Origin of the sequence: Streptomyces capitiformicae (genome assembly GCF_002214185.1) — a bacterium.
Lineage (GTDB): Bacteria > Actinomycetota > Actinomycetes > Streptomycetales > Streptomycetaceae > Streptomyces > Streptomyces capitiformicae.
Window position 1 is genome coordinate 8,448,594 of sequence record NZ_CP022161.1, and the last position, 26,887, is coordinate 8,475,480.

The 26,887-nt window shown below is 71.3% G+C and carries 25 protein-coding genes and 1 pseudogene; 19 read left to right on the top strand and 7 right to left on the bottom strand.

What is annotated here, in order from left to right; genetic code table 11:
* Nucleotides 1-62: 62 nt before the first annotated feature.
* From CES90_RS37990 to CES90_RS38010, 5 genes are all read left to right on the top strand, one after another.
* Nucleotides 63-1,169: an aliphatic sulfonate ABC transporter substrate-binding protein gene (locus tag CES90_RS37990; RefSeq protein WP_189783971.1), complete on the top strand. Its 1,107-nt coding sequence runs from the start codon at nt 63-65 to the stop codon at nt 1,167-1,169.
* Nucleotides 1,170-1,208: 39 nt separating this feature from the next.
* Entirely contained in the window at nt 1,209-2,006 is a 798-nt protein-coding gene (locus CES90_RS37995; RefSeq protein ID WP_189783970.1) for an ABC transporter ATP-binding protein, read from the top strand.
* Nucleotides 1,993-2,919, top strand: coding sequence for an ABC transporter permease (locus CES90_RS38000; RefSeq protein ID WP_189783969.1), 927 nt, complete (start codon nt 1,993-1,995; stop codon nt 2,917-2,919). Before CES90_RS37995 ends, CES90_RS38000 begins: the two co-directional genes overlap by 14 nt.
* Nucleotides 2,920-3,813: 894 nt before the next feature.
* Entirely contained in the window at nt 3,814-4,410 is a 597-nt protein-coding gene (locus CES90_RS38005) for an ArsR/SmtB family transcription factor (RefSeq protein ID WP_189783968.1), read from the top strand.
* The gene (locus tag CES90_RS38010; protein WP_189783967.1) at nt 4,410-4,601 is read left to right on the top strand and encodes a hypothetical protein; all 192 of its coding nucleotides are present in this window, start codon (nt 4,410-4,412) and stop codon (nt 4,599-4,601) included. Before CES90_RS38005 ends, CES90_RS38010 begins: the two co-directional genes overlap by 1 nt.
* On the opposite strand, the gene CES90_RS38015 is transcribed toward CES90_RS38010, so the two are convergent.
* The 3 genes from CES90_RS38015 to ligD all read right to left on the bottom strand — a co-directional run bounded on the left by CES90_RS38015 (nt 4,598) and on the right by ligD (nt 8,324).
* Nucleotides 4,598-5,665, bottom strand: coding sequence for a thioesterase domain-containing protein (locus CES90_RS38015; RefSeq protein ID WP_332836436.1), 1,068 nt, complete (start codon nt 5,663-5,665; stop codon nt 4,598-4,600). The genes CES90_RS38010 and CES90_RS38015 overlap by 4 nt on opposite strands.
* A 323-nt stretch (nt 5,666-5,988) precedes the next feature.
* Nucleotides 5,989-7,335 carry a vanadium-dependent haloperoxidase gene (locus tag CES90_RS38020; protein ID WP_189783965.1) on the bottom strand — a complete coding sequence of 449 codons (1,347 nt, stop codon included), beginning with the start codon at nt 7,333-7,335 and terminating at the stop codon, nt 5,989-5,991.
* Between the two features lie 107 nt (nt 7,336-7,442).
* On the bottom strand, nt 7,443-8,324 hold the full coding sequence (ligD, locus tag CES90_RS38025) for a non-homologous end-joining DNA ligase (RefSeq protein ID WP_189783964.1): 882 nt from the start codon (nt 8,322-8,324) through the stop codon (nt 7,443-7,445).
* Between the two features lie 89 nt (nt 8,325-8,413).
* Here ligD and ku point away from each other — a divergent pair, with 89 nt between their 5' ends.
* Nucleotides 8,414-9,448, top strand: coding sequence for a non-homologous end joining protein Ku (ku, locus tag CES90_RS38030; RefSeq protein ID WP_444545337.1), 1,035 nt, complete (start codon nt 8,414-8,416; stop codon nt 9,446-9,448).
* A 16-nt stretch (nt 9,449-9,464) separates the two neighbouring features.
* On the opposite strand, the pseudogene CES90_RS38035 reads toward ku, so the two are convergent.
* A pseudogene (locus CES90_RS38035) lies at nt 9,465-9,605 on the bottom strand (beta-ketoacyl-ACP synthase); the annotation flags it as partial.
* A gap of 141 nt (nt 9,606-9,746) precedes the next feature.
* Nucleotides 9,747-10,799, bottom strand: a complete 1,053-nt coding sequence (locus tag CES90_RS38040) for a lysylphosphatidylglycerol synthase transmembrane domain-containing protein (protein WP_189783962.1) — start codon at nt 10,797-10,799, stop codon at nt 9,747-9,749.
* 314 nt (nt 10,800-11,113) lie between these two features.
* Here CES90_RS38040 and CES90_RS52160 point away from each other — a divergent pair, with 314 nt between their 5' ends.
* Both CES90_RS52160 and CES90_RS38050 read left to right on the top strand, forming a co-directional pair.
* Nucleotides 11,114-12,652 (top strand): GAF domain-containing protein, encoded by a 1,539-nt coding sequence (locus tag CES90_RS52160; protein ID WP_408646624.1) that lies wholly within the window; start codon nt 11,114-11,116, stop codon nt 12,650-12,652.
* Complete coding sequence (locus tag CES90_RS38050) at nt 12,553-14,229, top strand: ATP-binding SpoIIE family protein phosphatase (protein ID WP_408646625.1); 1,677 nt, start codon at nt 12,553-12,555, stop codon at nt 14,227-14,229. Before CES90_RS52160 ends, CES90_RS38050 begins: the two co-directional genes overlap by 100 nt.
* A gap of 32 nt (nt 14,230-14,261) precedes the next feature.
* Here the strand turns inward: CES90_RS38050 and CES90_RS38055 are convergent, their stop codons facing one another.
* On the bottom strand, nt 14,262-15,065 hold the full coding sequence (locus tag CES90_RS38055) for a nuclease-related domain-containing protein (RefSeq protein WP_189783961.1): 804 nt from the start codon (nt 15,063-15,065) through the stop codon (nt 14,262-14,264).
* Nucleotides 15,066-15,164: 99 nt separating this feature from the next.
* On the opposite strand from CES90_RS38055, the gene CES90_RS38060 reads away from it, so the two are divergent.
* From CES90_RS38060 to CES90_RS38090, 7 genes are all read left to right on the top strand, one after another.
* Nucleotides 15,165-15,698, top strand: coding sequence for a protein-tyrosine phosphatase family protein (locus tag CES90_RS38060; RefSeq protein WP_189783960.1), 534 nt, complete (start codon nt 15,165-15,167; stop codon nt 15,696-15,698).
* Nucleotides 15,699-15,844: 146 nt separating this feature from the next.
* Nucleotides 15,845-16,558, top strand: a complete 714-nt coding sequence (locus CES90_RS38065) for a hypothetical protein (protein WP_189783959.1) — start codon at nt 15,845-15,847, stop codon at nt 16,556-16,558.
* Nucleotides 16,555-17,826, top strand: coding sequence for a sensor histidine kinase (locus CES90_RS38070; protein WP_189783958.1), 1,272 nt, complete (start codon nt 16,555-16,557; stop codon nt 17,824-17,826). The genes CES90_RS38065 and CES90_RS38070 overlap by 4 nt, the downstream gene beginning before the upstream one ends.
* A 103-nt stretch (nt 17,827-17,929) precedes the next feature.
* Nucleotides 17,930-18,298 (top strand): SH3 domain-containing protein, encoded by a 369-nt coding sequence (locus CES90_RS38075; protein WP_189783957.1) that lies wholly within the window; start codon nt 17,930-17,932, stop codon nt 18,296-18,298.
* A 41-nt stretch (nt 18,299-18,339) separates the two neighbouring features.
* A complete protein-coding gene (locus tag CES90_RS38080) occupies nt 18,340-19,725 on the top strand; it encodes an FtsW/RodA/SpoVE family cell cycle protein (protein ID WP_189783956.1) in 1,386 nt (461 codons plus the stop codon).
* Complete coding sequence (locus CES90_RS38085) at nt 19,722-21,197, top strand: peptidoglycan D,D-transpeptidase FtsI family protein (protein WP_189783955.1); 1,476 nt, start codon at nt 19,722-19,724, stop codon at nt 21,195-21,197. The genes CES90_RS38080 and CES90_RS38085 overlap by 4 nt, the downstream gene beginning before the upstream one ends.
* Before the next feature lie 41 nt (nt 21,198-21,238).
* On the top strand, nt 21,239-21,742 hold the full coding sequence (locus tag CES90_RS38090; RefSeq protein ID WP_189783954.1) for a DUF3291 domain-containing protein: 504 nt from the start codon (nt 21,239-21,241) through the stop codon (nt 21,740-21,742).
* 48 nt (nt 21,743-21,790) lie between these two features.
* On the opposite strand, the gene CES90_RS38095 is transcribed toward CES90_RS38090, so the two are convergent.
* On the bottom strand, nt 21,791-22,897 hold the full coding sequence (locus CES90_RS38095) for a ferritin-like domain-containing protein (protein ID WP_189783953.1): 1,107 nt from the start codon (nt 22,895-22,897) through the stop codon (nt 21,791-21,793).
* 129 nt (nt 22,898-23,026) lie between these two features.
* Here CES90_RS38095 and CES90_RS38100 point away from each other — a divergent pair, with 129 nt between their 5' ends.
* The 4 genes from CES90_RS38100 to CES90_RS38115 all read left to right on the top strand — a co-directional run bounded on the left by CES90_RS38100 (nt 23,027) and on the right by CES90_RS38115 (nt 26,684).
* Nucleotides 23,027-23,965 (top strand): AurF N-oxygenase family protein, encoded by a 939-nt coding sequence (locus CES90_RS38100; RefSeq protein ID WP_189784000.1) that lies wholly within the window; start codon nt 23,027-23,029, stop codon nt 23,963-23,965.
* Between the two features lie 308 nt (nt 23,966-24,273).
* A complete protein-coding gene (locus tag CES90_RS38105) occupies nt 24,274-24,999 on the top strand; it encodes a TetR/AcrR family transcriptional regulator (RefSeq protein WP_189783952.1) in 726 nt (241 codons plus the stop codon).
* A 10-nt stretch (nt 25,000-25,009) separates the two neighbouring features.
* Complete coding sequence (locus CES90_RS38110) at nt 25,010-25,327, top strand: hypothetical protein (protein ID WP_189783951.1); 318 nt, start codon at nt 25,010-25,012, stop codon at nt 25,325-25,327.
* Nucleotides 25,328-25,430: 103 nt separating this feature from the next.
* Nucleotides 25,431-26,684 (top strand): C40 family peptidase, encoded by a 1,254-nt coding sequence (locus CES90_RS38115; protein ID WP_189783950.1) that lies wholly within the window; start codon nt 25,431-25,433, stop codon nt 26,682-26,684.
* Nucleotides 26,685-26,887: the final 203 nt, after the last annotated feature.

Below are 26,887 nucleotides of genomic sequence, written 5' to 3' on the forward strand. Positions count from 1 at the left end.
ATGGGCCTCATGCCTCGCTTTCCACGCCTCCCTGATCACCCCTCCCCTGAGAGGACACCTCCGTGTCTGCCGCAAGACCGCTCACCACCCTGCGCACCATCGCCGTCACGGCGGCACTGCCCCTCCTGTTGACCGCCTGCGGTTACGGTGCCGAGTCCACCGACGACGCCAAGCAGACGAAGGTCGCGGCGGGCGCCAAGAAGCTCTCCGCCGACGAAGTGAAGATCGGCTACTTTCCCAACCTCACGCACGCCACCGCTCTCGTGGGCGTCCAGGAAGGCCTGCTTCAGAAGGAGCTGGGCGGCACCACGATCAAGGCCGCGACCTTCAACGCCGGCCCCTCCGAGATCGAGGCGCTGAACGGCGGCTCCCTCGACATCGGCTGGATCGGCCCCTCCCCCGCCATCAACGGCTACACCAAGTCGAACGGCAAGAACCTGCGCATCATCGGCGGTTCCGCCTCCGGCGGCGTGAAGCTGGTCGTCAACCCGGACAAGATCAAGTCCCTCAAGGACGTCAAGGGCAAGAAGATCGCCACCCCGCAGCTCGGCAACACGCAGGACGTCGCGTTCCTCAACTGGATCGCGGACCAGGGCTGGAAGGTCGACGCGGAGAGCGGCAAGGGTGACGTCTCCGTGATCCGCTCCGACAACAAGGTCACCCCGGACCTCTACAAGGCGGGCTCGGTCGACGGCGCGTGGGTACCGGAGCCGACCGCGTCGAAGCTGGTCGCCGAGGGCGCGAAGGTACTGCTCGACGAGTCGACGCTGTGGCCCGACAAGAAGTTCGTGATCACGAACATCATCGTGCGCCAGGAGTTCCTGAAGGAGCACCCGGACGTCGTCGAGGCCGTGCTGCGCGGCTCGGTGAAGACCAATCAGTGGATCAACGCCAACCCGGAGAAGGCGAAGGCTTCCGCCAACGCGGCACTGAAAGCGGAGTCGGGCAAGGCTCTGCCCCCCGAGGTCATCGACCCGGCCTGGAATTCCATCACCTTCCTCGACGACCCTCTCGCCGCCACGCTCAACACCGAGGCGGAGCACGCGGTCACGGCCGGCCTACTGGAGAAGCCCGATCTGAAGGGCATCTACGACCTCACGCTCCTCAACAAGGTCCTCAAGGCCGAAGGCAAGGACGAGGTCGACGACGCCGGTCTCGGCGCCGAGTAACGACAACCGGACCCGATGACTTCCCAGGAGGTGACGACCATGGCCACCACGATCTCCAAGGCCCCCGAGGACGCCACGGCGGTGACACACGCCGCCCGTATCGAGCACGTCTCGAAGTCCTTCCCCGCTCCGGGCACACCCGGCGGACGGCAGCTCGTGCTGGACGACATCACGCTCGATGTCGCACCCGGCGAGTTCGTCACCCTCCTGGGAGCTTCCGGCTGCGGCAAGTCCACCCTGCTCAACCTGGTCGCGGGGCTGGACCGGCCGTCCGCGGGCACGATCGCCACGGACGGCCGGCCCGCCCTGATGTTCCAGGAACACGCACTGTTCCCGTGGCTGACCGCGGGCAAGAACATCGAGCTCGCGCTGAAACTGCGCGGGGTCGCGGGGCCGGAGCGCCGCGCCGAGGCGGAACGGCTCCTGGAACTCGTACGGCTGCAGGGCGCGCACGGCAAGCGGGTGCACGAACTGTCGGGCGGTATGCGGCAGCGCGTCGCACTGTCCCGGGCGCTCGCCCAGGACAGCCGGCTGCTGCTGATGGACGAACCGTTCGCCGCGCTGGACGCCATCACCCGTGACGTGCTGCACGACGAGCTGACCCGCATCTGGCACGAGACGGGACTGTCGGTGCTGTTCGTCACGCACAACGTGCGGGAGGCGGTGAAGCTGGCGCAGCGGGTGGTGCTGCTGTCCTCACGGCCGGGACGGATCGCCCGGGAATGGACCGTCGGCATCCCGCAGCCGCGCCGCCTCGAGGACAGCGCGGTCGCCGAACTGTCCGTCGAGATCACCGAAGAACTGCGCAGGGAGATCCGCCGCCATGGCCGGCACTGACAACCGCATCGACATCAGGAACGACGACTCCCCGTCAGCCGGGGAGTCCCAGGACCCGAACGGTCTGGCCGGCCTGGAGGCCGGCCTCGATGCGCTCGAGTCGGTGCAGGCCGGTCGTACGCCGCTGCGCCAGACCCTGATGCGCAAAGTGCTGCCGCCCCTCACCGCCGTGGCACTGGTGCTGGTGGTCTGGCAACTGCTGGTGTGGGCCGAGATCGCCCCCGGCTACCAGCTTCCCGCGCCGTCCGCGGTGTGGGACGAGGTGCGCGATGCCTGGCTCCAGGGCACGCTGCTCGACTACATCTGGACCAGCGCCTCGCGCGGTCTGCTCGGCTTCCTCATGGCCCTGGCCATCGGCACGCCGCTCGGCCTGCTGGTCGCCCGGCTGGGGTTCGTCCGGGCGGCCATCGGCCCCATCCTGTCCGGTCTGCAGTCGCTGCCGTCGGTGGCCTGGGTGCCGCCCGCCGTGATCTGGCTGGGCCTGAACGACTCGATGATGTACGCCGTGATCCTGCTCGGCGCGGTCCCGTCCATCGCCAACGGCCTCGTCGCGGGCATCGACCAGATACCGCCGCTGTTCCTGCGCGCCGGGCGGACACTGGGCGCCACGGGTCTGCGCGAGGCCTGGCACATCGTCATGCCGGGTGCCCTGCCCGGCTATCTGGCGGGGCTCAAGCAGGGCTGGGCGTTCTCCTGGCGGTCGCTGATGGCCGCCGAGATCATCGCCTCCTCGCCCGATCTGGGCGTCGGTCTCGGCCAGTTGCTGGAGAACGGGCGCACGAACTCCAGCATGTCGCAGGTGTTCCTGGCCATCTTCCTGATCCTGCTCGTCGGTATCGCCATCGACCTGCTGATCTTCAGCCCGCTGGAGCGGTGGGTACTGCGCGGCCGGGGCCTGCTGGTCACCCGCTGAAGGGAGCGGACGCGTGGGCGGGTGGAGAGCGGGGCTGCTGCTGGTGGGGTGTACGAGCGGAACCGGGGATGCGAGGACCGGGACGAACGGCCCACGGCCGGCGAGATACGGCGGCTGCTCGCCGAGGACACTCCGGACGCCTCCGGCGGCCGGCTCGCCGACACCGTCGCCGGATCGTCGCCGCACGGTCGAGTGAGAGTCGCGCGCTGCCCGACGTCGAGCCCACGGTGGTGGACGAACAACAGACCACCCGCCCGCCGCGCTGCGCCATCTGAACCGGGTGGTGAAACCCGCCCACACGGTGGCCGTGCACGACCTGGCCACCGGGGCGGAGAGCCTGCCCACGGTCCATATCGCCACGGTCCACGGCAAGCTCGACGTGACACGGCCGTGGAGGAGGCCGCCGCGGAGGAGGCCTTCGCCGACACGGCGCGCCGGATCGCCGCCCGTCCCCGCGACGCCGTTCTCTTCGCCGAGGTGAGCCCCGGTCGCGCCGCCGCCTGCGCCCGCGCGCTGCGGGACACGGACCACCGGGGCGCCAAGGTCGCGGGCGAGCACGTACTCGCCGCCCCCCTTCCTCGGCGTCGGCGAGGACTGGCGGATCGGCACGGGTTACACCGACGCGAGCGCCGACTCCCGTACCAAGGGGTTCGCCGCCGCGTTCCGGACCCGTCACGGGGGTGCGCCCGGGCCGTGGGCGGCCGAGGCGTACGACGCCGTCCGCTTCGCCGCCCACGGCCTCACCTCCGCCGACGGAACGGCCCGCTTCGTGGGGCGCTTCGGCGGCATCGGTGAGGGGGCATGAGGCCGTGACCTCATAGGCCCATCGATCCCAAAGAAAGCTTTGCAAAGGAACCGTTGCAACGCTTTCTTTGCAAAGCTATGTTGGTACGCATGAACGAGCCGCAGGACCCGCAGGTCCACAATCTCGACGCCCACTCGCTGCGCGGACTCGCGCATCCGCTCCGTATGCAGCTGCTGACCGCCCTGTGGCGCGGCGGCCCGGCCACCGCGTCACAACTGGCCGCGAAACTGGGCGAGTCCAGCGGCGCCACGAGCTATCACCTGCGTCAGCTCGCCGCACACGGCTTCGTGGAGGACGCGCCGGAGCACGGCAAGGGCCGGGAGCGGTGGTGGAAGGCGGTCCACATGGGCGTGCAGTTCGACGATGCGCTGCTCAAGAACCGCGACCCCGAGGTGCGCGGGGCCGCCGACCTGTTCATGCACGAGGTCGCCAACCAACACACCCGGGAGCTCGCGACCTGGCTCGGCACCCGCCACGACTGGTCCGAGGAGTGGAACCGCGCCTCGGACATGAGCGACTGGACGCTGAACCTCACACCCGAGCTCGCCCTCGAACTCGTCGAAAAGACGCACGCCCTCATGGAGAGCTACCGCGCCCTGGCACCCGAAGCGGGCACCCCGGGCACCGAGCAGGTACGCATCCACTCGCACGTCCTCCCCACCCGCACGGACCGAGAGGCCGACTGATGCACCCCGAGACCCACCTCGCCCTGCACCACACCCGCGCCGCCGAACTCCGTGGCGAAGCCGACGCGTACCGCCTCGCCACCACGGCCCGGCACCGCCGCGGCCTCCGCCTCCGTGCCCGTCTCGGTTGGACCCTCGTGGAGGTCGGCCTGCGGCTGGCCGCTTCCCGGCCCGCGGTCGCCGTTCCCTAGTCGCTTCGGCGCGTCGCCGTCAGGAGCGTCTCGGCCGTGGTCTTCACATGGGGTTCCTCCATGAGGGTGAGGTGGTCGCCCGGGACGGGGAGGACCTCGACGTGGCCGTCGACCAGGTGGTGCCAGCCGTTCGTCCTGTCGTTGTACTGGGTGCCCATGGCGTCGTGCATGGGACGGAGTTCCTGGGGGAAGGGCTCGGTGGCTCGGAGGAGGATGAGGTCCAGGGGGAGGCGGGTGGGGCGATAGTCGAGGGCGGCTGTCCAGTGGGCGGCGTAGACGTCGAAGAGGCGGCGGACGACGGCGGATGACGTGCCTGCGGGCAGGACGCCCTCCGCAACGGCCAGTTCGGCGATGTACTCGAACTTCTCGGTCAGGGTCGTGCGGTGGGGTGGGATGGTCTCGATCGGGGAGCGGCCGCCGCGTTCGAGGAGGAGCATTTCCCAGAAGAACCAGACGAGGAGTTCGTCCTCGGTGTGGTGGTGGCGTTCGCCGGGGGTGACCGCCGTGGTGTCGAGGACGAACAGGTCGGTGACCTCCTCGCCCGCCGCGGTCAGTTGGCGGGCCATCTCGAAGGCCACGTAACCGCCGAAGGACCAGCCACCGATACGGTACGGCCCCTGCGGCTGCACGCGGCGCAGGGCCTCGATGTAGCTCGCGGCCAGTGCCTCCATGGATCTCAGCGGCTCGGTGGCCGGGTCGGCGCCGGCGGCCTGGAGGGCGTACAGCGGCTGGTCGGCGGGGAGGTGCCGGGCGAAGGGCAGGTAGCACAGGACGTTGCCGCCCATGGGGTGGACCAGGAACAGCGGGCGTCTGCCGCCGCCGGGCCGGATCGGGACCAGCGGGTCGAAGACGGGTACCGCGTGGGCCGAGCTCAGCCGCCGGGCCAGGTCCGCGACGGTGGGTGTCTCCAGGACGCCGGCGATCGGGATGTTGACGCCGTACCGCTGCTTGATCGTCACCACCAGCCGCATCGTCGTCAGTGAGGTGGCGCCGAGGTCGCAGATGTCGTTACATGGCTCCTTGGCGGCGTCCTCGGTCGCGTCGGGGTCGTTGACAAGGCCCAGCCAGACCGGGCGGGCGCCGGTGGCTCGGGCCTTTGGGGGTGCCGCGGCAGCGGTCTCGGCGGACTACGACTGGGCTTTCCACGTCGGCGATCGGAGCGACGGAGGTGGACAACGGGCCCGCCCCCGGCCGACGCGACACCGCCGAGCGCGGCCCAGGGGACGAGCACCGGCGCGATATCGGCGGCGGCCGGGAGGATCAGGCCCGTGCCCATGGGCAGACCTGGGAGCGGATCGCTGCCGCACTCGGCATGCGAACCGGTGTCGACCGGATCGCGACAGTGCGGCTCAGCGCCGGCGAACCCCAGGTCAGCCCCCACCCTCCGTCATTCGACCGGCTTGAAGTAGTGGTCCAGGGTCCATTCGCCGATTTCGCGGCCGACTCGGTTGCCGACGATGTCGGCGGTGCGGAAGTGGACGCCGCCCCAGACACGGGCGTTGATCACGTCGCGGTTGAAGTCGGCCGAGCTGGTGTACGTGCGGGTGGTGTCCGTTGCGGCCGACGAGATGCGGAAGTCGATGTCGCCGCCGGTGAGGCGGTCGAGTACGGCCATGACGGCCCCGTCGTTGGCGCAGTGGCCGCCGATGTACTCCGGGTACGGCGGGGTGTTGAGCAGTGACTCCCAAGTGCGGTCGGGCTTGGTGGCGGGGTTGCCGTCGGTGTCGGCCAGCCGGATCGCGGTGATGGGGCGCCACAGGGCGTGGGTGTACTTGGAGTTCCAGGTGGTGATCGACGCGTCGGCGGTGGCCGCGCCGGCGGCGGCGAACAAGCGGGCCGCGTCGACGATGTCCAGCTTGTGCCGGGTGGCGTAGCCGCGGTAGGCGGCCTGGAACTGCTGCGGCAGCGAGTCGGCGAAGAAGCGCGCGGTCTCGGTCTGCCAGGCGGTCCGCACCTTGCTCTTCTTCCCGCCCACCGCCTTCACCTCGGCGAGGTCCCGGGCGTACTGCTTCGAGGTCAGCGCGGGCGGCGGGGCCGGCATGAACTGGTCGGGCGAGTCGGCGACCAGCGGCCGCGTCCTCCCCAGCCAGATGTTGGTGAAGACGCCGTTGTTCGGCGGGGAGGGTCGCCAGACACCGGGGGCGGGCTTCTTGTCGAACGCGATCTTGACGTCCCGCCCGTCGTCCTTCCGGAGTTCGACGATGTGCGCGGCGGCCCGCTCGCCGAAGCGGACGCCCTTGTCCTCGGCAGGCCCGTCGGGGATCTTCGCGAGCGACGCGGCGTACGCGGTGTCGATCCGTTTCCGCGACTTGGGGAAGTAGGTCAGCAGGACGCGGCGCGCGGCGGTCGCGGCGGCGGCCTCGGAGGAGGCGTGGCGGGGGCCGCGGGCCTCGCGGGGGTGCCACTTGTACGGGGTGTAGCGGCCCTCGATGCCCACGACCGCGTTGTACACGGCGGTCGACATGATGCCGTAGAAGATGAACGGCTCGGATGTCGGGCGCTTGGCGTCCTTGCCGACCACGGCGGTGGCGACGCTGCTCCAGTCGCTGATCACTTCGGACCCCGGTGTGTGCGGATGCGCCGAGGGCGCCGCCGACGTCCGGTCCTGGGTGGCCTCGGCCGCCCAGGGAAGGGCGGCGAGGGTGGCGGCCGCGAGGCCGACGGCGAGGGTACGGCGGGTGCTGCGGGAAGGTCGGGGTCTGCGGGGCCGGTGGGGCCGTGGTGCTGGGTGCATGCTGCTCCTTTGTCGAGCAGGCTCTTCCGAACCTGCGTTTAGGCACTTTGTCATGAGATGCCCGCTTCAGAAGGTTTTGCGTTACCCCTTCGGAGGGTTTCGGGGCGTCAGGGCAGCGAATGGGCGGCGCCCCGGTCGAGCAGGGGGGCCAGCAGGTCGCCGTAGTCCTGGAGGCGGGGGGCGATGTCCGGCGCCCGGAACACCAGTTGGCCGGGGGATGTGCAGCCCTCGACCTCGTCCCAGGTCACCGGGGCCGAGACCGTGGGTTCGGGGCGGGCACGCAGGGTGTAGGGGGTGGCCGTGGTCTTGCGTGCCGCGTTCTGGCTCCAGTCGACGAACACCTTGCCGGGGCGCAGGCTGCGGGTCATACGGTGCACGACGCGCCGGGGCATCGCCTTCTCCGCCTCCACGGCCAGCTCCTTGGCGTACTCCGTCACCCGTTCGGAGGGCGCCCCGCGCACCGCCGCCAGCAGATGGAGCCCCTTCGACCCGGACGTCTTCGCGTACGCCTCGATCCCGTCCGCCGCGAGCCGCTCGCGCAGCCAGCAGGCGACCTCGCAGCACTCCACGATCGTCGCGGGCGTCCCCGGATCCAGGTCGAAGACCAGCCGGTCGGCCTCGTCCGGGGAGTACGCGGTCCACTGGGGCGTGTGGAACTCCGTGACGAGGTTCGAGGCCCACATCAGGCTCGCCAGATCCTGGACCAGCACCATCCGGGCCGGGCCCTCCATGCGCTTCACCTCGGCGGTCGTGACCCAGTCGGGGGTGCCGGGCGGCACGTTCTTGGCGAAGAAGACCTGGCCGTCCGGGCCGTCCGGGTAGCGCAGGAAGGAGACCGGGCGGTCGTGCAGATGGGGCAGCAGGGCGTCGGCGGTCGTGGCGTAGTAGTGCAGCAGCTCGCCCTTGGTGAAGCCGGTCGCCGGATGGATGACCTTCTCCAGATTGGACAGGGCGACCCGGTGGCCCTCCACCTCGGTGATCGGCGTCATGCGATGAGAATCGCATGAAAACGGCACAAAACATCTGAAAGGGATACCGTGTGGATGACTCGGACTGATCCGAAAGGTGCGTGCTGCTCGTGCGATCCATATGGAACGGCGCCATCTCGTTCGGCCTGGTCAGCATCCCGATCAAGCTGGTCAACGCCACCGAGAGCCACTCCGTCTCGTTCCGCCAGATCCATCTGGAGGACGGCGGCCGCATCCGCTACCGCAAGGTGTGCGAGCTGGAGGACCGCGAGGTGACGCAGGGGGAGATCGGCAAGGCGTACGAGGACGCGGACGGCACGATGATCCCGATCACGGACGACGACCTCGCCGCGCTGCCCATCCCGACCGCCAAGACCATCGAGATCGAGGGGTTCGTGCCGGCGGAGAGCGTCGACCCGCTCCAGGTGGACGCCGCGTACTATCTCGCCGCGAACGGTGTTCCCGCCGCCAAGCCGTACACCCTCCTCCGCGAGGCGCTCAAGCGCAGCGGGAAGGTCGCCATCTGCAAGTTCGCCCTACGGGGGCGTGAACGGCTCGGCATGCTCCGGGTGGTGGACGACGTACTCGCCATGCACGCGCTCCTGTGGCCGGACGAGATCCGTACGACCGAGGGGGTCGCCCCCGACACGGGCGTCACCGTCCGCGACAAGGAACTCGACCTCGCCGACGCCCTCATGGACACCCTCGGCGAGGTCGACCTCGCATCGCTCCACGACGACTACCGGGAGGCAGTCGAGGAACTCATCGCCGCGAAGGCCTCCGGCGAGGAGCCCCCCAGCATCCCCGCCCCCGCGCCGGGCGGCAAGGTGCTCGACCTCATGGCGGCCCTGGAGAAGAGCGTCCGCGAGGCCAAGGAGTCCCGCGGCGAGGAAGTCGCCGAAGTCGCCCCCATGCGGTCCCGGCCCACCCCCAAACAGCCCACCGGCAAGAAGTCCACGGCGACGACGAAGACGGCCGCCCCCTCGGCCGCCGCGAAGAAGTCCACGGCCAAGTCGACGGCGAAGAAGACGACCGCGGGGAAGACAGCCGAGAAGAAGTCGGCCGAGAAGAAGTCGACGGCGAAGAAGACGACGGCCAAGAAGACCACAGCGAAGAAGACCCCAAGCCGCAAACGCTCGGCCTGACCCCCGCCCATGCGGGTCACCGCACCTGGACCGTGCGGCGGAGGGCCAGGACCGCGTTGTGGCCGCCGAAGCCGAAGGAGTTGCTGAGAGCGAGGTCGCCGTCGGTGGGTAGGGGGCGTGGGGCTTTGGTGACCAGGTCGAGGGGGATCGCGTCGTCCGGTCCTTGCGATCGCACGCACCAGACGACGTGCGCTGATCCGGCCGGGGGGGCAGACACAGGCTCTCACCCGCCCGACGCCTCCTGTCGCAGGAATAGTTCCCCGTTCAACAGACCCCCATCCACGCCCACCGCCCGGGTTCACAGCACCTTGGCCCGTACCAGCGCCGAGAGGACCAGCGTGCCCGGGATCAGTGGCAGCCAGACCGTGAGGACGCGGTAGCCGATGACCGTGGTGGTGGCGAGGGTGGCGGGGGCGCCGAAGGCGACGAGGGTGAAGACGAGGGCCGCGTCCACGGGGCCGAGGCCGCCCGGGGCGGGTACGGCGCCGGCCGCGGTGCTGGCCACCAGATAGGCGAAGACCATCTGGATCCAGGAGACCGGCAGGTCGAGGGAGGAGCCGACCGAGGCGACAACGGCCCCCTGGCAGAGGGGGAAGGCAGCGGCTCCGCCCCAGAGGGCGAAGGCGCGGACGGGACGGCTGTGGACGAGCCGGGTGTCGGTGAAGGCGGTGCGCAGGCCACCGATCAGGGGCCGACGCAACGGTCGTACGGTGGTGATCAGGGTGACCACGGCGGCGAGGCTGACGGCGGTGATCGCGCCGGCCAGGGCGAGGGTCTCGCCCTTCGGGAGGAGTGCGGTCAGGCGGAGCGTGCCCGGGAAGGCGACGAGGAAGGCGAGGATCACCAGCGTCTTGGCCACCGGTTTGACCGCCGAGTACATGGCGAGCGAGGCGGTGCACCGGGCGAGGGGTATGCCCCGGCCCCGCAGGAAACGCAGGACGACCGCGTGGGCGCCGATGTTGCCCGGCAGCGCGTGGCCGGCCGCGCCCGCGGCGAACTGCGTGGCGAGCAACTGGCCCGGCGGGAGCCGCTCCGGCACCGCGCCCTGGCGTATGAACGCGGAGGCCACGGAGCACAGGCCGGTGAAGAAGGCACCGGCCAGCAGCCACAGGGGATGGGCGGAGGCCAGCCGGGCGGCGCCCGTGTAGACCGTGTGCCAGTCGACCGCCGCCCATATCGCGAGCAGCAGCAGGGGCAGCAGGCTGAGGGCGAGGCGGAGCCTACGGGCGGCGGCCGGGGTGAGGGCGGGGAGGTGGGTCCGGAGTCTGGCGGGGAGGGGGAGCCGCGAGGGGCCTGGGGCGGGGGCGGCGGGCCGCGCGGGGGGCGGCGCGTCGAGCGGGAGCGGATACAAGGGGCACGTCGTCCTTCCGTGTCGCCGCCGGCCCGGCGGGGGCCGGACCGGCGGTGGCAAGGCGTGACAAGAACGAGGGGGACGACAGGACCGTTCCCGTTGGACGTGACGCCCAAGTGTGGAGGAGCCGAATTCCCACCGCCGCAGGAGCCATTTTCAGGCGTCCATACAGGGACTTTGTACTCCCCCGTACCCTTCTGCGGCTGATGTTGTGATTCGACTCACGCGAGGTCTAGGGTTGAAGCGCTTGGCAGGCGTCCCCGGGGGCGAGCCGGGTGGCGGAGCGCGACGGGGTTCGCCTCCAGGCGAGGGAAGTGATCCCGTTGTCCGTCGCCTGGGACAGCATCGGCGGTCTCGTCGATGCCCATGAGCGCTTCCTCGCCGGTGCGCCGGTCGACTCGGATGTCCGCGACCCGGTGCTCGACTCCTGGAAGCGGTGCCGTTCCGCGGGGCTCGAACCGCATCGTCTGCTGATCCCCTACGCACCCGATCTCGCCATGGAGGACCCCTTCCTCCACGCGGCAGACCCGGTGCTCACGCAGCTCACCGCCTCCCTCGCGCATGTGAGCATGACCGTCGTGCTCTGCGACGGGCAGGCCCGTATGGTCCAGCGGCACGGCGGCGACCGGCAGCTGCTGGCCCGCCTCGACGACGTGAACTTCGCCCCCGGCTTCTGCGCCTCCGAGGCGGCCGCGGGCACCAACGGCGTCGGCACCGCGCTGGTCGAGCGGCGGCCCGTCTACATCCTCGGCCGCGAGCACTTCGCCGACTGTCTCTCCCCCTTCGCCTGCGCCGGCGCGCCCGTCCGCAACCCGCTCAGCGGCCGTATCGAGGCCATCCTCGACCTCACCTGTCTGCGCGACGACGGCGACCCCGCGATGCTGCGGCTCGTCCGCGAGGCCGCCCACGACATCGAGGCCCGGCTGCTGGAGCAGGCCACGGAGCGCGAGCGGGCGCTGCTCGCCGCGTACCGCCGGGCCGCCCGGGACGCGCCCGGCCCCGCCCTGTGGCCCCGCCAGCCCGAGGTCCCGCCCGGGGAGCACGGGCCGCACGGCCACGACGGCGAGCGCCTCGGCCGCGTCGACCTGGCCGTGCTCCGCGAGAAGGCCGAGGAACTCATCGCCTCCCCGCACCTCACCCTCGACGAGGTCGCCCTCTCCGGCGGCCGCGTCGCCACGCTGCTGCGCCGCCCGGTCATGGGCACCGCGGGCGAGCTGGGCGTGGTGGTCGAGGCCCGCGTCCTGGGCGGGCCCCAGCTGCGCCACACGGAACTGAGGTCGGCGCCGACGCCGCCGGTGGGGCAGGCGCCAGTGCCGGTGTCGGCCCTGATCGGGCAGATGCCGTCGGCCCCGATCGAGCAGGCGCCGTCGGCCCCGATCGAGCAGGCGCCATCGGCCCCGATCGAGCAGGCGCCATCGGCCCCGATCGAGCAGGCGCCATCGGCCCCGATCGGGCAGATGCCGTCGCCGCCGCCGGGACGGACGACACCGTCCGCGGCGGGACCGGCGTCACCGCGGACCACAACGGCGAGTGCGGTCGCGGTGGAGTCGCCCCCCGCCCCCGCAGCGCCCCCACCGTCGTACTGCACACGCTCGCACCGCCCTCCCCACAGGCCCAGCCCCTCCCGACGCGGCCCGCGCCGCCCCGGACCACCCCGTACGGAACCGTCGGCGGCCCCCTCGGCGACTCCGACTCCGACTCCGCCGACGGCTGGCTGCTGCTCGTCGGTGAAGCCGGGGTCGGGCGGCTGGCCGTGCTGGCTCGGCGGCGGCTGGAGTTGCTGCACGACGCCGGGGTCCGGGTGGGGACGACCCTGGACGTCACGCGGACCGCCGAGGAACTCGCGGAGGTGACCGTGCCGCGGTTCGCCGACTTCGCCGCCGTGGACCTGCCGGACTCCGTGCTGCGCGGTGATGAACCGGAGCCGTTCGGGGTGCGCAGGTCGTTGCGGCGGGTCGCGCTGGGGGCCGTGCACCAGGAGTCACATCTGTACGAGGTCGGCGACCCGGTCGAGTACGTGCCGAGCACCCCCCAGGCCCGTAGCCTCGAGAACGGCCGGCCGGTGCTCGAACCCGTCCTCGCCGAGGCCGGCGGCTGGATCGCCCAGGATCCGGCGCGGCTCGAACGGGCGCTCGCGGCGGGCATCCACTCCCTGATCACGGTCCCGCTGCGGGCCCGCGGCACCATCCTCGGCGTCGTCAGCTTCTACCGTTCCGAACAGCCCGCCCCGTTCGAGGACGACGACTTGTCGCTGGCCCATGAGCTGGTCGGCCGCGCGGCGATCTGCATCGACAACGCCCGCCGCTACACCCGCGAGCACAACACCGCGCTCACCCTGCAACGCAGCCTGCTGCCGCGAGGCAGGTCGGAGCAGAACGCCGTCGAGGTCGCGTACCGCTATCTGCCCGCGCAGGCGGGCGTCGGCGGCGACTGGTTCGACGTCATCCCGCTGTCCGGCGCCCGCGTGGCGCTGGTCGTCGGTGATGTCGTGGGCCACGGCCTGCACGCCGCCGCCACCATGGGCCGGCTGCGTACCGCCGTGCACAACTTCTGCTCCCTGGACGTGCCCCCGGACGACCTCCTCACCCACCTCGACGACCTGGTCGGCCGCCTCGACCGGGGTGAGGGCTGGGCCGTGGAGAACACCCACCAGGACTCCGGCATCATCGGCGCGACCTGTCTGTACGCCGTCTACGACCCGGTGTCGCGGCACTGCACCCTCGCCCGCGCCGGGCACCCGCTGCCCGCGGTGGTCACCCCCGACGGCACGGTGGACTTCGTCGACCTGCCCTCGGGGCCGCCGCTCGGCCTCGGCGGCATGCCCTTCGAGACGGTCGAGCTGGAGCTGGCCGAGGGCAGCCAGCTCATCCTCTACACCGACGGCCTGGTAGAGGACCGGCACCGGGACATCGACACCGGTCTCGCCAAGCTCCGCACCGCGCTGAGCTGCGTGGGCCGGGCGCCGGAGGAGACCTGCGAGGTGGTCCTCGACGCCCTGCTCCCGGCCCGGCCGGAGGACGACGTGGCCCTGCTGATCGCCCGTACGCACGCGATCGGCCCGGGGCGGGTCGCCCAGTGGGAGCTGCCGAGCGACCCGGCGGTCGTCTCCCGGGCCCGGATGGCGGTCACCGAACAGCTGGCCGCGTGGGGCCTGGACGACCTCGCCTTCACCACCGAACTGGTCGCCAGCGAGCTCGTCACCAACGCCATCCGCCACGCCACCGGCCCCGTCCAGCTCCGCCTCCTGCGCGACCGTGCGCTGATCTGCGAGGTCTTTGACGGCAGCGGCACGTCACCGCGACCGCGGCGGGCCCGTACCGAGGACGAGGGCGGCCGCGGCCTCTTCCTCGTGGCCCAGCTCACCGAACGCTGGGGCACCCGCTACACCCCCGAAGGCAAAACCATCTGGACGGAACAGCCACTTCCCTGACCCCGCGAGCGTCAGCCACCCGGCGGACCGGTCTACACCCGGGCCCACGTATGGCGGTCGCGGGCCATCGCGTGCAGGGCCTCCACGTCCGCCGCCTTGAGTACGCCGCCCATGCGGGCGAGTTCCGGGAGGTCGGTGTCCTTCAGGACGCGGGCCTCCCGCAGGGGCGCGGGGACGGCGAGGTCGGCGGGCTCGGTGAGGGCGAGGACGGGGCGGACCTCGGCGGTCAGGGCGTAGGAGGCGCGGTCGGCGTCGGCGCGGAGCCGGCGGAGCAGGGGGCGCGGTTCGTGGCGGCCGACGGCGACCATGGGGTCGGCGACCCTGACGCGCTGCCTGCGGGCATAGAGGGAGCGCACGCAGAACAGGCCGCCGGGTCCGATCACGAGATGGTGGATCCGGTCCCCGCCGGGCAGCGGCACCGAGTGCAGGGTGTGCCAGCCCGCGCCCTCCAGCCGGTCCAGCGCCTCCCCGACCGTCCGCTCCGCCGCCAGGGCACGGCGGCGCGGATCGGGACGCAGCCGGCGCGGCGGCCCGGGGTCGCGGTCGAGGGCGACGAGGAGGGCCTCGCCGGGGCGGTTGGGGGCCAGGTCGTCGTCCGGGTGAAGGCTCAGCAGGGCCAGCTCCGCGGCGGTGGGCACGGGCGGCGGGCCCACCGTGACGGAGCCGGTGAGGAAGGGGCCGAGGACGGCGAGCACTTCCTCGCCGTGCTCCTCGCTCAGGAGGTTCACCCGGCCCGCCTCACGGTCGTACCAGGCCACATGCCTCCCGTCGGTCCGGCACACGTACAAGCGCTCCTGTCCATGGCGCCAGGTCGGTATGACGCGCAGTCCGCTCATACACCATCACCCCACGACCATGGGACCAGGCGGGGTGCTCCATCGGCAAGAACCCCGTTACCTTTGGGGTGACCACCCGCCGTCAGGGGCCAGGGCCCCATGGGGAGGCCGCCGTTGCGGACGCGCAAGCAATCCGATGTTCCGGCTCCGGACGAACCGTGGAGCGAGGTGGTGCCCGGACTGTGGATGGGCGGGCACCAGTACGCGCGACGGAACGGCACCGGAGAGGTCGAACTCGCCGTCGTACGCGATGAGTTCGACCTCGTACTGACCCTTCTTCGGCTGCCCGGGTGCGGGCCCGACGACGGGGTCGAGCACCATGTGTGGCCGATCCCGGACGGGCCGCTCGACGGTACGCAGCTGGCCGGCGTGATGCGACTGGCGCAGGCCGCGTGCGACGCGCTGGAGGACGGCAAGAAGGTCCTCGTCCGCTGCTACAGCGGCTACAACCGGTCCGGTCTGGTCGTGGCGCACGCGCTGATCCGCGACGGCCACTCCGCCGAGGAGGCGATCCGGCTGATCCGCACCCGCCGCTCGCCGTACGCGCTGCACAACGAACTCTTCGTGGACTATCTGCACACCGGGCTGCCCACCGTCCGCCTGCTGGAGGAGTTGGAGGAGGTCACCGAGTAACGGGAGTGCGTCACGGAGGGTGGTATGAAAAACGGACTTTCACGCGAATAGGGTGTACGGGATCCCAGCCACCCGAGGGAGGCGCCGGAAGCCCTCGCGCCCGTCCCGTACCCAATCGCGTACCCAGTCCCGTACCCAGGAGTCCCGTGTTCCCCAGCCGCCCCGCGTCGCGCACGGCCGTCGGCCGTGCGGCCGCCGTGGCCGTCGCCCTGTTGCTGTCGGGCTGCGGCGACTCCGGGGGCCTGGTGAGCGCGGGCGCGACGCCCACCGCGAGCGGCCCGACCCGACTGTGGCCCGGGGAACCACCCGCCTCCTCCCCCCCGTACGAGTACGGCGAGGCCCAGAGGGGCGTCGTCAAGGGCATCAAGGCCCCCGGCAACGACATCCACAAGGTGGACCCGGTGGCGGTCGTCCGCGCCGAGATAGCCGCGCAGCCGTACGCGTACTCCGACCCCCAGGCCCCGTACCACGGGACGACCCGCCGCATGGCCGACTGCCGGAAGAGGAGTGGGGACCGCGGCGAGTGCCCCGTCCTCAAGGCCTACTATCGGGATCTCACCGGTGACGGGCGCGACGACATGGTGCTCGGATTCCGGCTGCTGCCCGTCAACCAGACGGCCATACGGATGTACACCTTCCAGCAGGACAAGCTGGTGCAGGTCCTCACCAGCGACAGCGGGGTGACAGCCGTCGAACTGGTCGGACGCTCCATCATCATCCGCTCCCCGGCGGGGCTCGTCGGCTACGAGTACCGCACGCAGTGGACCTGGGACAAGGACCAGTTGTCGATGCTCCTCACCCGCGACGAGATCCTGCGCGTGGCCGGTTCGCACGCCCCGTCCCGGTCGGCCCCGCCATGAGACCCCCGTCGAAACGGCCCGGGCTGCGCCGCTGGACCGCCACGCTCACCTGGAAGGCGCTGGCCTTCATCACGGTCATGTGCTGCGCCCTGGCCGCGCTGCTCGGCGCGCTCGTGCATGTCTCCGTCACCGGCCAGACCGTCGACGAGGCCCGCGCGCGAGCGCTCGCACGGCTCGACGAGGCGGTCCAGGCGTACGAGTCGGGGGACCGGCTTCCGCCGGGCGCCGCGGTCGATCCGTCGGAACTGCCGCGGGCGCTGCGCGAGCTGGCCGAGGGCGGGGAGCGGGGCACGATGGTCAGCGACGTGGAGGGGTACCCCACGATGTGGGCGGCCGCCCCCGCCGACGGCCGAGCCCTCGCCGTGCGGATCGACTACACGCAGAGCGCGGCCACGATCGAGAACCTCGACCAGGCCATCCTGGGCTCGTCGGCGCTGGCCATCGGGGCGACGCTGGCGGTGGGCGCGTTCACCGTCACGGGCGTCACCCGGCGGCTGCGCACGACCTCCCAGGTGGCCCGGCGGATCAGCGCGGGCGACCTCGACGCCCGGGTCGACGATCCCCGTACGACGGACCCGACGCGGCACTGGGACGAGGTGGCCGCGGTGGCCGCCGCGCTCGACACCATGGCGTCCACGCTCCAGCGGAAGCTGCTCAGCGAGCAGCGGTTCACCGCGGACGTCGCGCACGAGTTGCGTACGCCGTTGACCGGGTTGCACGCGGCCGCGGAGTTGCTGCCGCCGGGGCGGCCGACCGAGCTGGTGCGGGACCGGGTGGCCGCGTTGCGCACGCTGACCGAGGATCTGCTGGAGATCTCGCGGCTGGACACGGGCAGCGAGCGGCTGGAACTGGAGGAGACGCGGCTGGGCCGGGTGGCCGAGCGGGTGGCCGCGGCAGCGGTTGCCGGTGGGGCGGCCCGCACCGAGGTCCGGGTCGTCGAGGACGCGCGCGTGGAGACGGATCGGCGGCGGCTGGAGCGGGTGTTGGGGAACCTGGTGGCCAACGCGCACAAGCATGGGGGACCTCCGGTGGTGTTGACCGTGGAGGGGCCCGTCGTGACGGTGCGGGATCACGGAGCCGGGTATCCGGAGTACCTGGTGAAGGACGGGCCTCAGCGGTTCCGGACGGAGGGCTCCGCCAAGGGGCACGGGCTGGGGCTGACCATCGCGGCGGGGCAGGCGGAAGTGCTGGGCGCCCGGCTGGAATTCGAGAACGCCGCCGACGGGGGTGCGTCGGCGGTCCTGCGGCTGCCGGTGACTGAGGACTGAGGACTGACCGCACCCTGATGGCCCATTGCGGCGGGCGCGGCCGACAGGCGACTCCTAACGTGGCGAATAGTCACGTTCGCCCCCTTTTCCTGGAGGAGCCTCAATGTCCCTGCGGATTCTGCTCATGCGCTTCGGCATAGCTGCCGCCGGCGGCGCTCTCGTGGCGCTCGCCGTCACGACCCCCGCCATCGGCGACGACCGGGAAGACAGCGGACAGCACGAGCGCGCCGCCGCCGGCGCCGTCGTGGGCCAGGTAACCGCCCGTAGCGGGCTGGTCCTGCGCACCGCCCCGATCCGCGGCGGCTCGGTCGTCCGGGTCGCCCCCTACGGCGAGCACGTCTGGATCCACTGCAAGATCAAGAGCCAGAAGGTCGACGGCAACTCGACCTGGTACCTGCTCAAGAACCACAGCTGGGCCTGGGGACCGGCCCGCTACATCACCACCAAGGAAACGCCACGCTGGTGCCGCTGAACCAAGGCCCACAAGACATCCCCTTTAGGTAAGTTCCGGACATGACCACCAAGGCCGGAACGACCCTGGCGGCGGATCCCGCGGAACCGTCCCCGCCCGCCGTACGCCTCCCCCGGCGCAGAGGCGTCGAGTTCACCCTCCTCGTCGTGGCCGTTCTCCTCTCCGTGTACGGCTACTGCGCGGTCGGTCTGGCGAAGTACGGCACCCTCCCGCCCGGCGCCGCCGATTACGGCGCCGGGCTCGGCGTGCTCGCGCTGCTGGCCCATCTCGCGGTGCGGCTGCGGGCGCCGTACGCCGATCCGCTGCTGCTGCCGATCGCGGTGCTCCTCAACGGGCTCGGACTGGTGCTGATCCACCGGCTGGATCTTCAGACCCCGGCGGACCAGGCGGCGCCCGCGCAGCTGAACTGGTCGACGCTGGGTGTGGGGTTGTTCATCGTGGTCGTGGCCCTGGTGCGCGACCACCGGGTGCTCCAGCGGTACGCGTATGTCTCGGTGGTGGCCGCGCTGGTGCTGCTGGCGCTGCCGATCCTCTTCCCGCCGGTCAACGGGGCCCGCATCTGGGTGCGGATCGCCGGATTCTCGCTCCAGCCGGGCGAGTTCGCGAAGGTGCTGCTCGCGCTGTTCTTCGCCAGCTATCTGGCGGCCAACCGCAACGCGCTGGCGTACGCCGGGCGCCAGATCTGGAGGTTCAAGCGCCTCCAACTGCCCACCGGGCGCGTCCTCGGCCCGATCGTCACCATCTGGCTGCTGAGCGTCGGGGTGCTGGTCCTGGAGCGGGACCTGGGCACCTCGCTGCTGTTCTTCGGGCTGTTCGTGATCCTGCTGTACGTCGCCACGGGACGCACCGGCTGGATCGCGGTGGGGCTGCTGCTGGCGTGCGTGGGCGCGGTGGCCGTCGGCTGGCTCGAACCGCATGTGCACAGCAGGGTCGAGGACTGGCTGCATCCGTTCGCGTCGATCGAGGCGGGCCGGGGCCCGAACCAACTCGCCCAGTCCCTCTTCGCGTTCGCCGCCGGCGGCCTGCTCGGCACCGGTCTGGGCCTCGGCCACTCCATCCTCATCGGCTTCGCCGCCAAGTCGGACTTCATCCTGGCCACGGCGGGCGAGGAACTGGGCCTCGCCGGGCTCTCCGCGATCTTCCTGCTCTACGCCCTGCTGGTGGAGCGCGGCTACCGCACCGGCCTGGCCCTGCGTGACCCCTTCGGCCGCCTGCTGGCCATCGGCCTCGCGTCGATCGTGGCGTTGCAGGTCTTCGTGATCGCGGGCGGTGTCACCGGGCTGATCCCCCTGACCGGCATGGCGATGCCGTTCCTCGCCCAGGGCGGTTCCTCGGTCGTCACCAACTGGATCATCGTGGCCCTGCTGATGCGTCTGAGCGACTCGGCCCGCCGCCAGTACGACGGCCCGGAGGCGACCGGCGCATGACCAAGTACATCCGCCGCGCCGCCGCCCTGTGCGTCCTTCTCCTGGTCGCCCTCCTCGTCAACGCCACCCGCGTGCAGGTCTTCCCGTCCCGGGCGTACGACGACAGCCCCGCCAACCGCCGCCCGGTGATCGCCCGTTGGGCCCAGCCGCGCGGGGACATCGTGGTCGACGGCCGGCCGGTCACCGGCTCGAAGGACACGGGAGAGCAGCTCCGCTACGAACGGACGTACCAGGACGGCCCGTTGTACGCCCCGGTCACGGGCTTCGCCTCGCAGCGGTACGGGACGACGCTGCTGGAGCACGCCGAGGACCCGCTCCTCGACGGCAGCGACCCACTGCTGTCCTTCCTCCCCCTGTGGAACGACATCACCCGCGACCGCAACGCCGGCGGCGAGGTCGTCACCACGATCGACGCAGCGGCGCAACAGGCGGCCTACCTCGGCCTCGGCGCCCGCCGGGGCGCTGTCGCGGCGCTCGAACCGGCCACCGGGCGCGTCCTGGCGCTGGTCTCCAGACCGTCGTACGACCCCGGCGTACTGTCCGGCAACGGCCCCTCGGTGACGGACGCCTGGGCACGCCTCAACGGGGACGCGGGCAAGCCGATGCTCAACCGGGCGGTGCGGCAGACGTATCCGCCGGGTTCGACCTTCAAGGTGGTGACGGCAGCGGCGGCACTGGACACCGGGGTGATCACGGACCTCGACGCCCCGACCCGCTCCCCCGCCCCGTACACCCTCCCCGGTACCACCACCTCCCTCGCGAACGAGGTCGAGGGCTGCGAGAACGCCTCCCTGCGCCATGCCTTCGAGTGGTCGTGCAACACGGTGTTCGCGAAGCTGGGCGTGGACGTGGGCCTGGGCGCCATGAAGGACACGGCGCGGGCCTTCGGCTTCAACAACGCGGACCTGCGCATCCCGTTCTCGGTCTCCCCCAGCAACTTCGACACCGAGATGGACCGGGCCCAGCTCGCCCTCTCCTCGATCGGCCAGTACGACACCCGGGCCACTCCGCTCCAGATGGCGATCGTCACGGCCGCCGTCGCGAACGGCGGTGCTGTCAGATCGCCGTACCTGGTGGAGCGCACGACCACGGCCGCCGGCCGCACGGTCGCCACCACGAGCACCCGCACCCTCGGCCAGGCCATGAACCCGGGGACCGCGATGCGCCTGCGCGAGCTGATGCGAGGGGTGGTCGAGGACGGCACCGGCACCAACGCCGCCATCCCCCACGCCACGGTGGGCGGCAAAACGGGCACCGCCCAACACGGCATCGGCAACTCCGGCACCCCCTACGCCTGGTTCATCGGCTGGGCCCAGTCCGACGACGCGATGGAACCCCAGGTGGCGGTGGCGGTGGTGGTGGAGGACGCGGAAACGGTGAGGGGTGACATCAGCGGGGGTGGCGACGCGGCCCCGATCGCGCGGGAGGTGATGGAGGCGGTACTGAAATCCACCGACCACCAGCTGAGATAAGGGGTGTGATCCCCACCCCCGACCGACCTATCGTTCGGTCCATGACTTCCACCGCGTACGAACTGGCCCAGGTGAACATCGCCCGTCTCAAAGCCCCCTTGGATTCCCCGCAGTTGAAGGACTTCGTAGCCGCCCTGGACCCGGTGAACGCCGTCGCCGACGGCTCGGACGGCTTCGTCTGGCGCCTCCAGAGCGACTCCGGCAACGCCACGGACGTACCCGTCTTCAACGACGAGTGGCTGGTCATCAACATGTCGGTGTGGCGGGACACCAACGCCCTGACCGCGTTCATGTACCAGGGGCAGCACAGGGAGTTGCTGGCCCGCCGCCGCGAGTGGTTCGAGCGCGTCCAGGAGGCGATGGTGGTCCTGTGGTGGGTTCCGGCCGGCCACCGCCCGACGGTCGCGGAGGCGGAGTCCCGCCTCCTGCATCTGCGCGCGAACGGCCCTACGCCGTACGCGTTCACACTGCGGACGTCGTTCCCGGCACAGGGAGCGGAGCCGGTGTCGTTCGCGGTGCCGGAGGATCTGGGGTGCTCGGTCTGACGTCGCCGCTCCGCCGAGTGATCGACGGGCGTGCCGTTGACGCCCGCATCAGCCCTCCGCCCCCGCCTCGATCGCCTCCCCCACCTCCGCGACCCGCTCCCGTTCCTCCACGGCGAAACGCTCCGCGTCCAAGCGCTCGGCGATCTCCTCGTCCTGGGCCATGAGGAGGTCGAGGCCGGCGTCCCCCAGCTCCAGGACGCCCATGTCGACGTAGGCCTGCTGGAGCCGTCTGCCCCACAGGCCGATGTCCTTGACGCAGGGCACGATGCGGCTGAAGAGGAGCTTGCGGAAGAGGGCGAGGAACTCGGAGCGCTCGCTGAACTCCTCGGCCTCCGCCTTCGGGATGCCGAAGTTCTCCAGGACCTCCATGCCACGCAACCGGTCGCGCATCAGGTAGCAGCCCTCGATGACGAACTCCTCGCGCTCGCGCAGTTCGGCGTCGGTGAGCTGCCGGTAGTAGTCCCTGAGAGCCATCCGGCCGAAGGCCACGTGCCGGGCCTCGTCCTGCATGACGTACGCGAGGATCTGCTTCGGCAGCGGCTTGTCGGTGGTGTCGCGGATCATGCCGAAGGCGGCGAGGGCGAGCCCTTCGATGAGCACCTGCATGCCCAGGTACGGCATGTCCCAGCGGGAGTCCCGCAGGGTGTCGCCGAGGAGGGCCTGGAGGTCGTCGTTGATCGGATAGACCATCCCGATCTTCTCGTGCAGGAAGCGGGCGTAGATCTCGGCGTGCCGGGCCTCGTCCATGGTCTGGGTGGCGGAGTAGAACTTGGCGTCGAGGTCGGGAACGGACTCGACGATCCGGGCCGCGCAGACCATGGCCCCCTGCTCACCGTGCAGGAACTGGCTGAACTGCCAGGACGCGTAGTGCTTGCGCAGTTCGCCCTTGTCGCGGTCGGTGAGCTTCGCCCAGTACGGCGTTCCGTACAGGGTCATCGACTCGTCGGGCGTACCGAGCGCGTCGTACGGATCGACCTCCAGCTCCCAGTCGATGCGCCGCTGCCCGTCCCACTGCTTGTCCTTGCCCTTCTGGTACAGGGCGAGCAGGCGTTCGCGACCGTCGTCGTACTCCCAGCTGAACCGCGCCGCACCGCTCGCGGGCACTGTCCACAGCGGGTCTCCCGGATCCTTGGCGTACAGCTCGTGCGTCGGCATACCTCGCACAGTCACATGGGGTAGACGGGTCGTCAACAAGTGGTGCGCGGGGGATTGACGGCCTTGCTGACAAGTAGTCTCATAACGGTGACCGCCGGTAAGCACCCGCACCAGGAGCTGATCAGAGCCATGACGACGGTGACCTCGATCTCCGAGGCGGAGGTGCTGCGCGACGCGCTCGGGCTCCTCAAGGACCGGGAGCAGGTGGCCGAGCGACTGCTCGCCTCCTCCGCGAAGCACTCCTTCGACCCGGACAAGGAGCTGGACTGGGACGCGCCCTTCGAGGAGGGCAAGTGGTTCTGGCCGCCGGAGCTCGTGTCGCTGTACGGGACGCCGATGTGGCGGCGGATGTCCGAGGAGCAGCGGATCGCCCTGTCCCGGCACGAGGCGGCGGCGCTGGCCTCGCTCGGCATCTGGTTCGAGATCATCCTCATGCAGCTGCTCGTACGGCACATCTACGACCGGGCCGCGACCAGCGCGCATGTGCGCTACGCGCTCACCGAGATCGAGGACGAGTGCCGGCACTCGAAGATGTTCGCCCGCCTCATCGGCAAGGGCGGGACGCCGTACTACCCGGTGAGCCGCCTCCACCAGAACCTCGGCCGCGTCTTCAAGACGATCTCCACGACCCCCGGCTCCTTCACGGCGACCCTCCTCGGAGAGGAGATCCTCGACTGGATGCAGCGGCTGACCTTCCCCGACGAGCGGGTCCAGCCGCTGATCCGGGGCGTGACCCGCATCCATGTGGTGGAGGAGGCCCGGCATGTCCGCTACGCCCGCGAGGAGCTCCGCCGCCAGATGGTGACCGCCCCGCGCTGGTCCCGCGAGTTCACCCGCGTCACCTCCGGCGAGTTCGCCCGCGTCTTCTCCGTCGCCTTCATCAACCCCGAGGTCTACCCGAACGTCGGCCTCGACCAGCGCGAGGCCGTCGCCCAGGTCCGGGCCAGCACCCACCGCCGCGACATCATGCAAACCGGCGCGAAACGGCTGACGGACTTCCTGGACGACATCGGGGTGCTGCGGGGTGTGGGGCGGCGGATGTGGAGGTCGTCGGGGTTGCTGGCGTAAGCGGAGGCCGCGGGAGGGCCGGAGAGCTCGGGAGGCCGGCGTTGTGGGGCGGGGCCGTGTCTTTCAGCGGCGCGGGGAACTGCGCGAGCAACCACGAACCACCCGCAGATCGGGGTCGAAGGGGCAGCGCCCCTGGGTGGGGGCACCTCCCGCTCATGGGGCCCCTCCCGCTCATGGGGGCCCCTCCCGCTCGAGCGAAGCCGAGTGGGGGAGAAGCCGAGAGTGGGGCAGAAGCCGAGAGTGGGGGAGGGACGGGTAGGGGCGGCGGGGGCGAAGCAACTCCCGGCCTCACGACTACCCTGCCAGGTATGACGTCCGACGCCCCCACCCGCGCGTACCGCCGACTGAGCGTCGAGGAGCGGCGCAGCCAGCTGCTGCACGCCGCACTGGAGCTGTTCGCGCACCACGCCCCGGAGGACGTCTCCCTTGACGACGTGGCGGAGGCGGCCGGAGTCTCCCGCCCCCTCGTCTACCGCTACTTCCCCGGCGGCAAGCAGCAGCTCTACGAGGCCGCCCTCCGCTCGGCCGCCGAGGAGCTGGAGCACTGCTTCGACGAGCCGACCGAGGGCCCCCTCACCCTGCGGCTGACCCGCGCCCTCGACCGCTACCTGGCCTTCGTGGACGAGCACGACACCGGTTTCAGCGCCCTCCTCCAGGGCGGCAGCGTCGTGGAGACCTCGCGGGCGACGGCCATCGTGGACGGGGTACGGCGGGCGGCGGCGGACCACATCCTCCGGCACCTGGAGGTCGCGGAACCCGGCCTGAGGCTCCGTATGACCGTCCGCATGTGGATCACCTCCGTCGAGGCCGCCTCCCTCATCTGGCTGGACGATGGCAAGCAGCCGGACGTGGCGGAGCTGCGCGACTGGCTCGTCGAACAGTTCGTGGCCTGCCTCACCGCGACCGCCGGACGCGACCCCCAGACCGCCGCAGTCGTCCGGGCCGCGCTCACCATCGAGCCCTCCGACGGCGCCGTCGGCACCCTGGCCCGCCGCGTCCTGTCCTTGGTCGGCGACGCGGCTCACCTGCTGTGACACTGGTCCGGTGAAGAGCCAAGACACCCCCTTCGTGGGCGGGCCCCTGGACGGGCGCGTCCTGCCCGTGCTGCTCGGCATCACCGGGCACCCGCCGAAGACGTACCGGATCCCCGTGCCGAACCGGGCCGGCGGCCCGCCGACCGTGCTGGTGTACCGGAGGGTGGACGCCGGCCGGGGCGGTTTCCTGCACCAGCTGTGGAAGTACGAGTACGCCCCCGACGCGGACCCCGGCCGCCGCCTGAAGTGGCCCTGGTCGTCCACGCGCAGGACCCGCGAGGGGCAACCCGCCACGCCGCCCGAGAAGCCGCACCGCCACGACGAGTGACCCTCGTGGGCCGGACGGTCCACCCCGGCGCGCGCCCGCCCCGCGCTCCTCTGATGCTGCCGATGCGAGGTGGACGGCCCACCTGCGCACCGGAGGTGATGAAGTGTCAGAAAGGCTTCTGCGCCGGACATATACGGCAGCGGTCGCGACCCTGGCGGCCGGCACGCTCCTCACGACGACCCCAGCCGCCGCAACGGCCGCCCCGGGCGCCCCGGAACCGGCGCCCAGCGACACGGCCCCCGACTCCCTGGACCCGGACGCCGCCCTCGACTCCCTGGACCCGGACGCCGCCCCCAACGCCCCGGACCCGGACGCCGCCCCCGAGGACCGTTCGGTCGCCGACCTCCTCACCGACCTCCAGCGGCTCTACCGCGAGGCCGAGGAGGCCACCGAGGCCCACAACGCCACCGAGGAGGAGTTGGCCAAGCAGCGGGCCGAGGTCGCGAAGCTCGACCGGAAGCTCACGTCGGCCCGTATCTCCCTGTACGACAGCCGGGGCGCCGCCGGACGGCTGGCCCGGCAGCAGTACCAGAACAGCAGCACCGACCTCTCCCCGTACGTACGGCTGCTCCTCACCCGCAACCCGCACCGCGCGATGGAGCAGGGCCACGTGATCGGACAGGTCGCCCGGGAACGGGCCCTGACCGTGGAACGCATGGTCGGCAGCGAGAAGCAGACCGACGCCCTCGCCCGCAAGGCCCGCGCGGCCCTCGACCGCCAACTCACCCTCACCGAGCGCCGCAAGGAGAAACACGACACCGTTCGCGCCCGCCTGGCCGAGGTCGAGAAACTCCTCGCCTCCCTCACCGCCGAACAACTCGCAGGCGTCCGGAAGTTGGAGAAGGCCACCACCGCCGAGGCCCAGCAGAACCTCGTCACCTCCGGCGCCCTCAGCTCCGCCCGCCCCCCGACCGGCCCGGGCGCCAAGGCCCTGCGCTACGCCGTGGCCCAGATCGGCAAACCGTACGAGTGGGGCGCCGAGGGCCCGAAGGCCTATGACTGCTCGGGCCTGACCTCCCAGGCCTGGTCCCACGCGGGCCACCCCATCCCCCGCACCAGCCAGGAACAGTGGTCCCGCCTCCCCCGTGTCCCCCTGAACCGCCTGCGCCCCGGCGACCTGGTCGTCTACTTCCCCAAGGCCACCCACGTAGCCCTGTACCTGGGCGACGCCAAGGTGATCCAGGCCCCCCGCCCCGGCACCAAGATCAAGGTCTCCCCCATCGCGGCCAACCCGATTCTGGGCGCAGTTCGCCCGGACCCGAAAGCCAAACCCCTTAAACGCTTCAAGCCCCCAAGACTCCCGAAAGCGGCCAAGGAGAGCTCAGACAGGGGCTACAACGCCACGGATTCCTTGTAACGAGAGGGGACAGCACGAAACCTGAAGGGGCGCACCCGGCAACCAAGAAGCACCCCAACGGCGCCTAGGGCGTGTTGCGAAAGTCCCACCTGCCGCCCGACGCCCGGCACGCTCCCCACTCTCGGCTTCTCCCCCACTCTCGGCTTCGCTCAAGCGGGAGGGGCCCCCATGAGCGGGAGGGGCGCCCATGAGCGGGAGGGGCC

What these genes read in the sequence shown, in the direction of transcription:
- CES90_RS38105 (WP_189783952.1), top strand. Translation starts at nt 24,274, where the DNA reads ATGACGTCCGACGCCCCCACCCGCGCGTACCGCCGACTGAGCGTCGAG.
- CES90_RS38075 (WP_189783957.1), top strand. Translation starts at nt 17,930, where the DNA reads ATGTCCCTGCGGATTCTGCTCATGCGCTTCGGCATAGCTGCCGCCGGC.
- CES90_RS37995 (WP_189783970.1), top strand. Translation starts at nt 1,209, where the DNA reads ATGGCCACCACGATCTCCAAGGCCCCCGAGGACGCCACGGCGGTGACA.
- CES90_RS38085 (WP_189783955.1), top strand. Translation starts at nt 19,722, where the DNA reads ATGACCAAGTACATCCGCCGCGCCGCCGCCCTGTGCGTCCTTCTCCTG.
- ligD (WP_189783964.1), bottom strand. Translation starts at nt 8,324, where the DNA reads ATGACGCCGATCACCGAGGTGGAGGGCCACCGGGTCGCCCTGTCCAAT.
- CES90_RS38090 (WP_189783954.1), top strand. Translation starts at nt 21,239, where the DNA reads ATGACTTCCACCGCGTACGAACTGGCCCAGGTGAACATCGCCCGTCTC.
- CES90_RS38000 (WP_189783969.1), top strand. Translation starts at nt 1,993, where the DNA reads ATGGCCGGCACTGACAACCGCATCGACATCAGGAACGACGACTCCCCG.
- CES90_RS38070 (WP_189783958.1), top strand. Translation starts at nt 16,555, where the DNA reads ATGAGACCCCCGTCGAAACGGCCCGGGCTGCGCCGCTGGACCGCCACG.
- CES90_RS38080 (WP_189783956.1), top strand. Translation starts at nt 18,340, where the DNA reads ATGACCACCAAGGCCGGAACGACCCTGGCGGCGGATCCCGCGGAACCG.
- CES90_RS38055 (WP_189783961.1), bottom strand. Translation starts at nt 15,065, where the DNA reads ATGAGCGGACTGCGCGTCATACCGACCTGGCGCCATGGACAGGAGCGC.
- CES90_RS38060 (WP_189783960.1), top strand. Translation starts at nt 15,165, where the DNA reads ATGGGGAGGCCGCCGTTGCGGACGCGCAAGCAATCCGATGTTCCGGCT.
- CES90_RS38100 (WP_189784000.1), top strand. Translation starts at nt 23,027, where the DNA reads ATGACGACGGTGACCTCGATCTCCGAGGCGGAGGTGCTGCGCGACGCG.
- CES90_RS38005 (WP_189783968.1), top strand. Translation starts at nt 3,814, where the DNA reads ATGAACGAGCCGCAGGACCCGCAGGTCCACAATCTCGACGCCCACTCG.
- CES90_RS38010 (WP_189783967.1), top strand. Translation starts at nt 4,410, where the DNA reads ATGCACCCCGAGACCCACCTCGCCCTGCACCACACCCGCGCCGCCGAA.
- CES90_RS38095 (WP_189783953.1), bottom strand. Translation starts at nt 22,897, where the DNA reads ATGCCGACGCACGAGCTGTACGCCAAGGATCCGGGAGACCCGCTGTGG.
- CES90_RS38020 (WP_189783965.1), bottom strand. Translation starts at nt 7,335, where the DNA reads ATGCACCCAGCACCACGGCCCCACCGGCCCCGCAGACCCCGACCTTCC.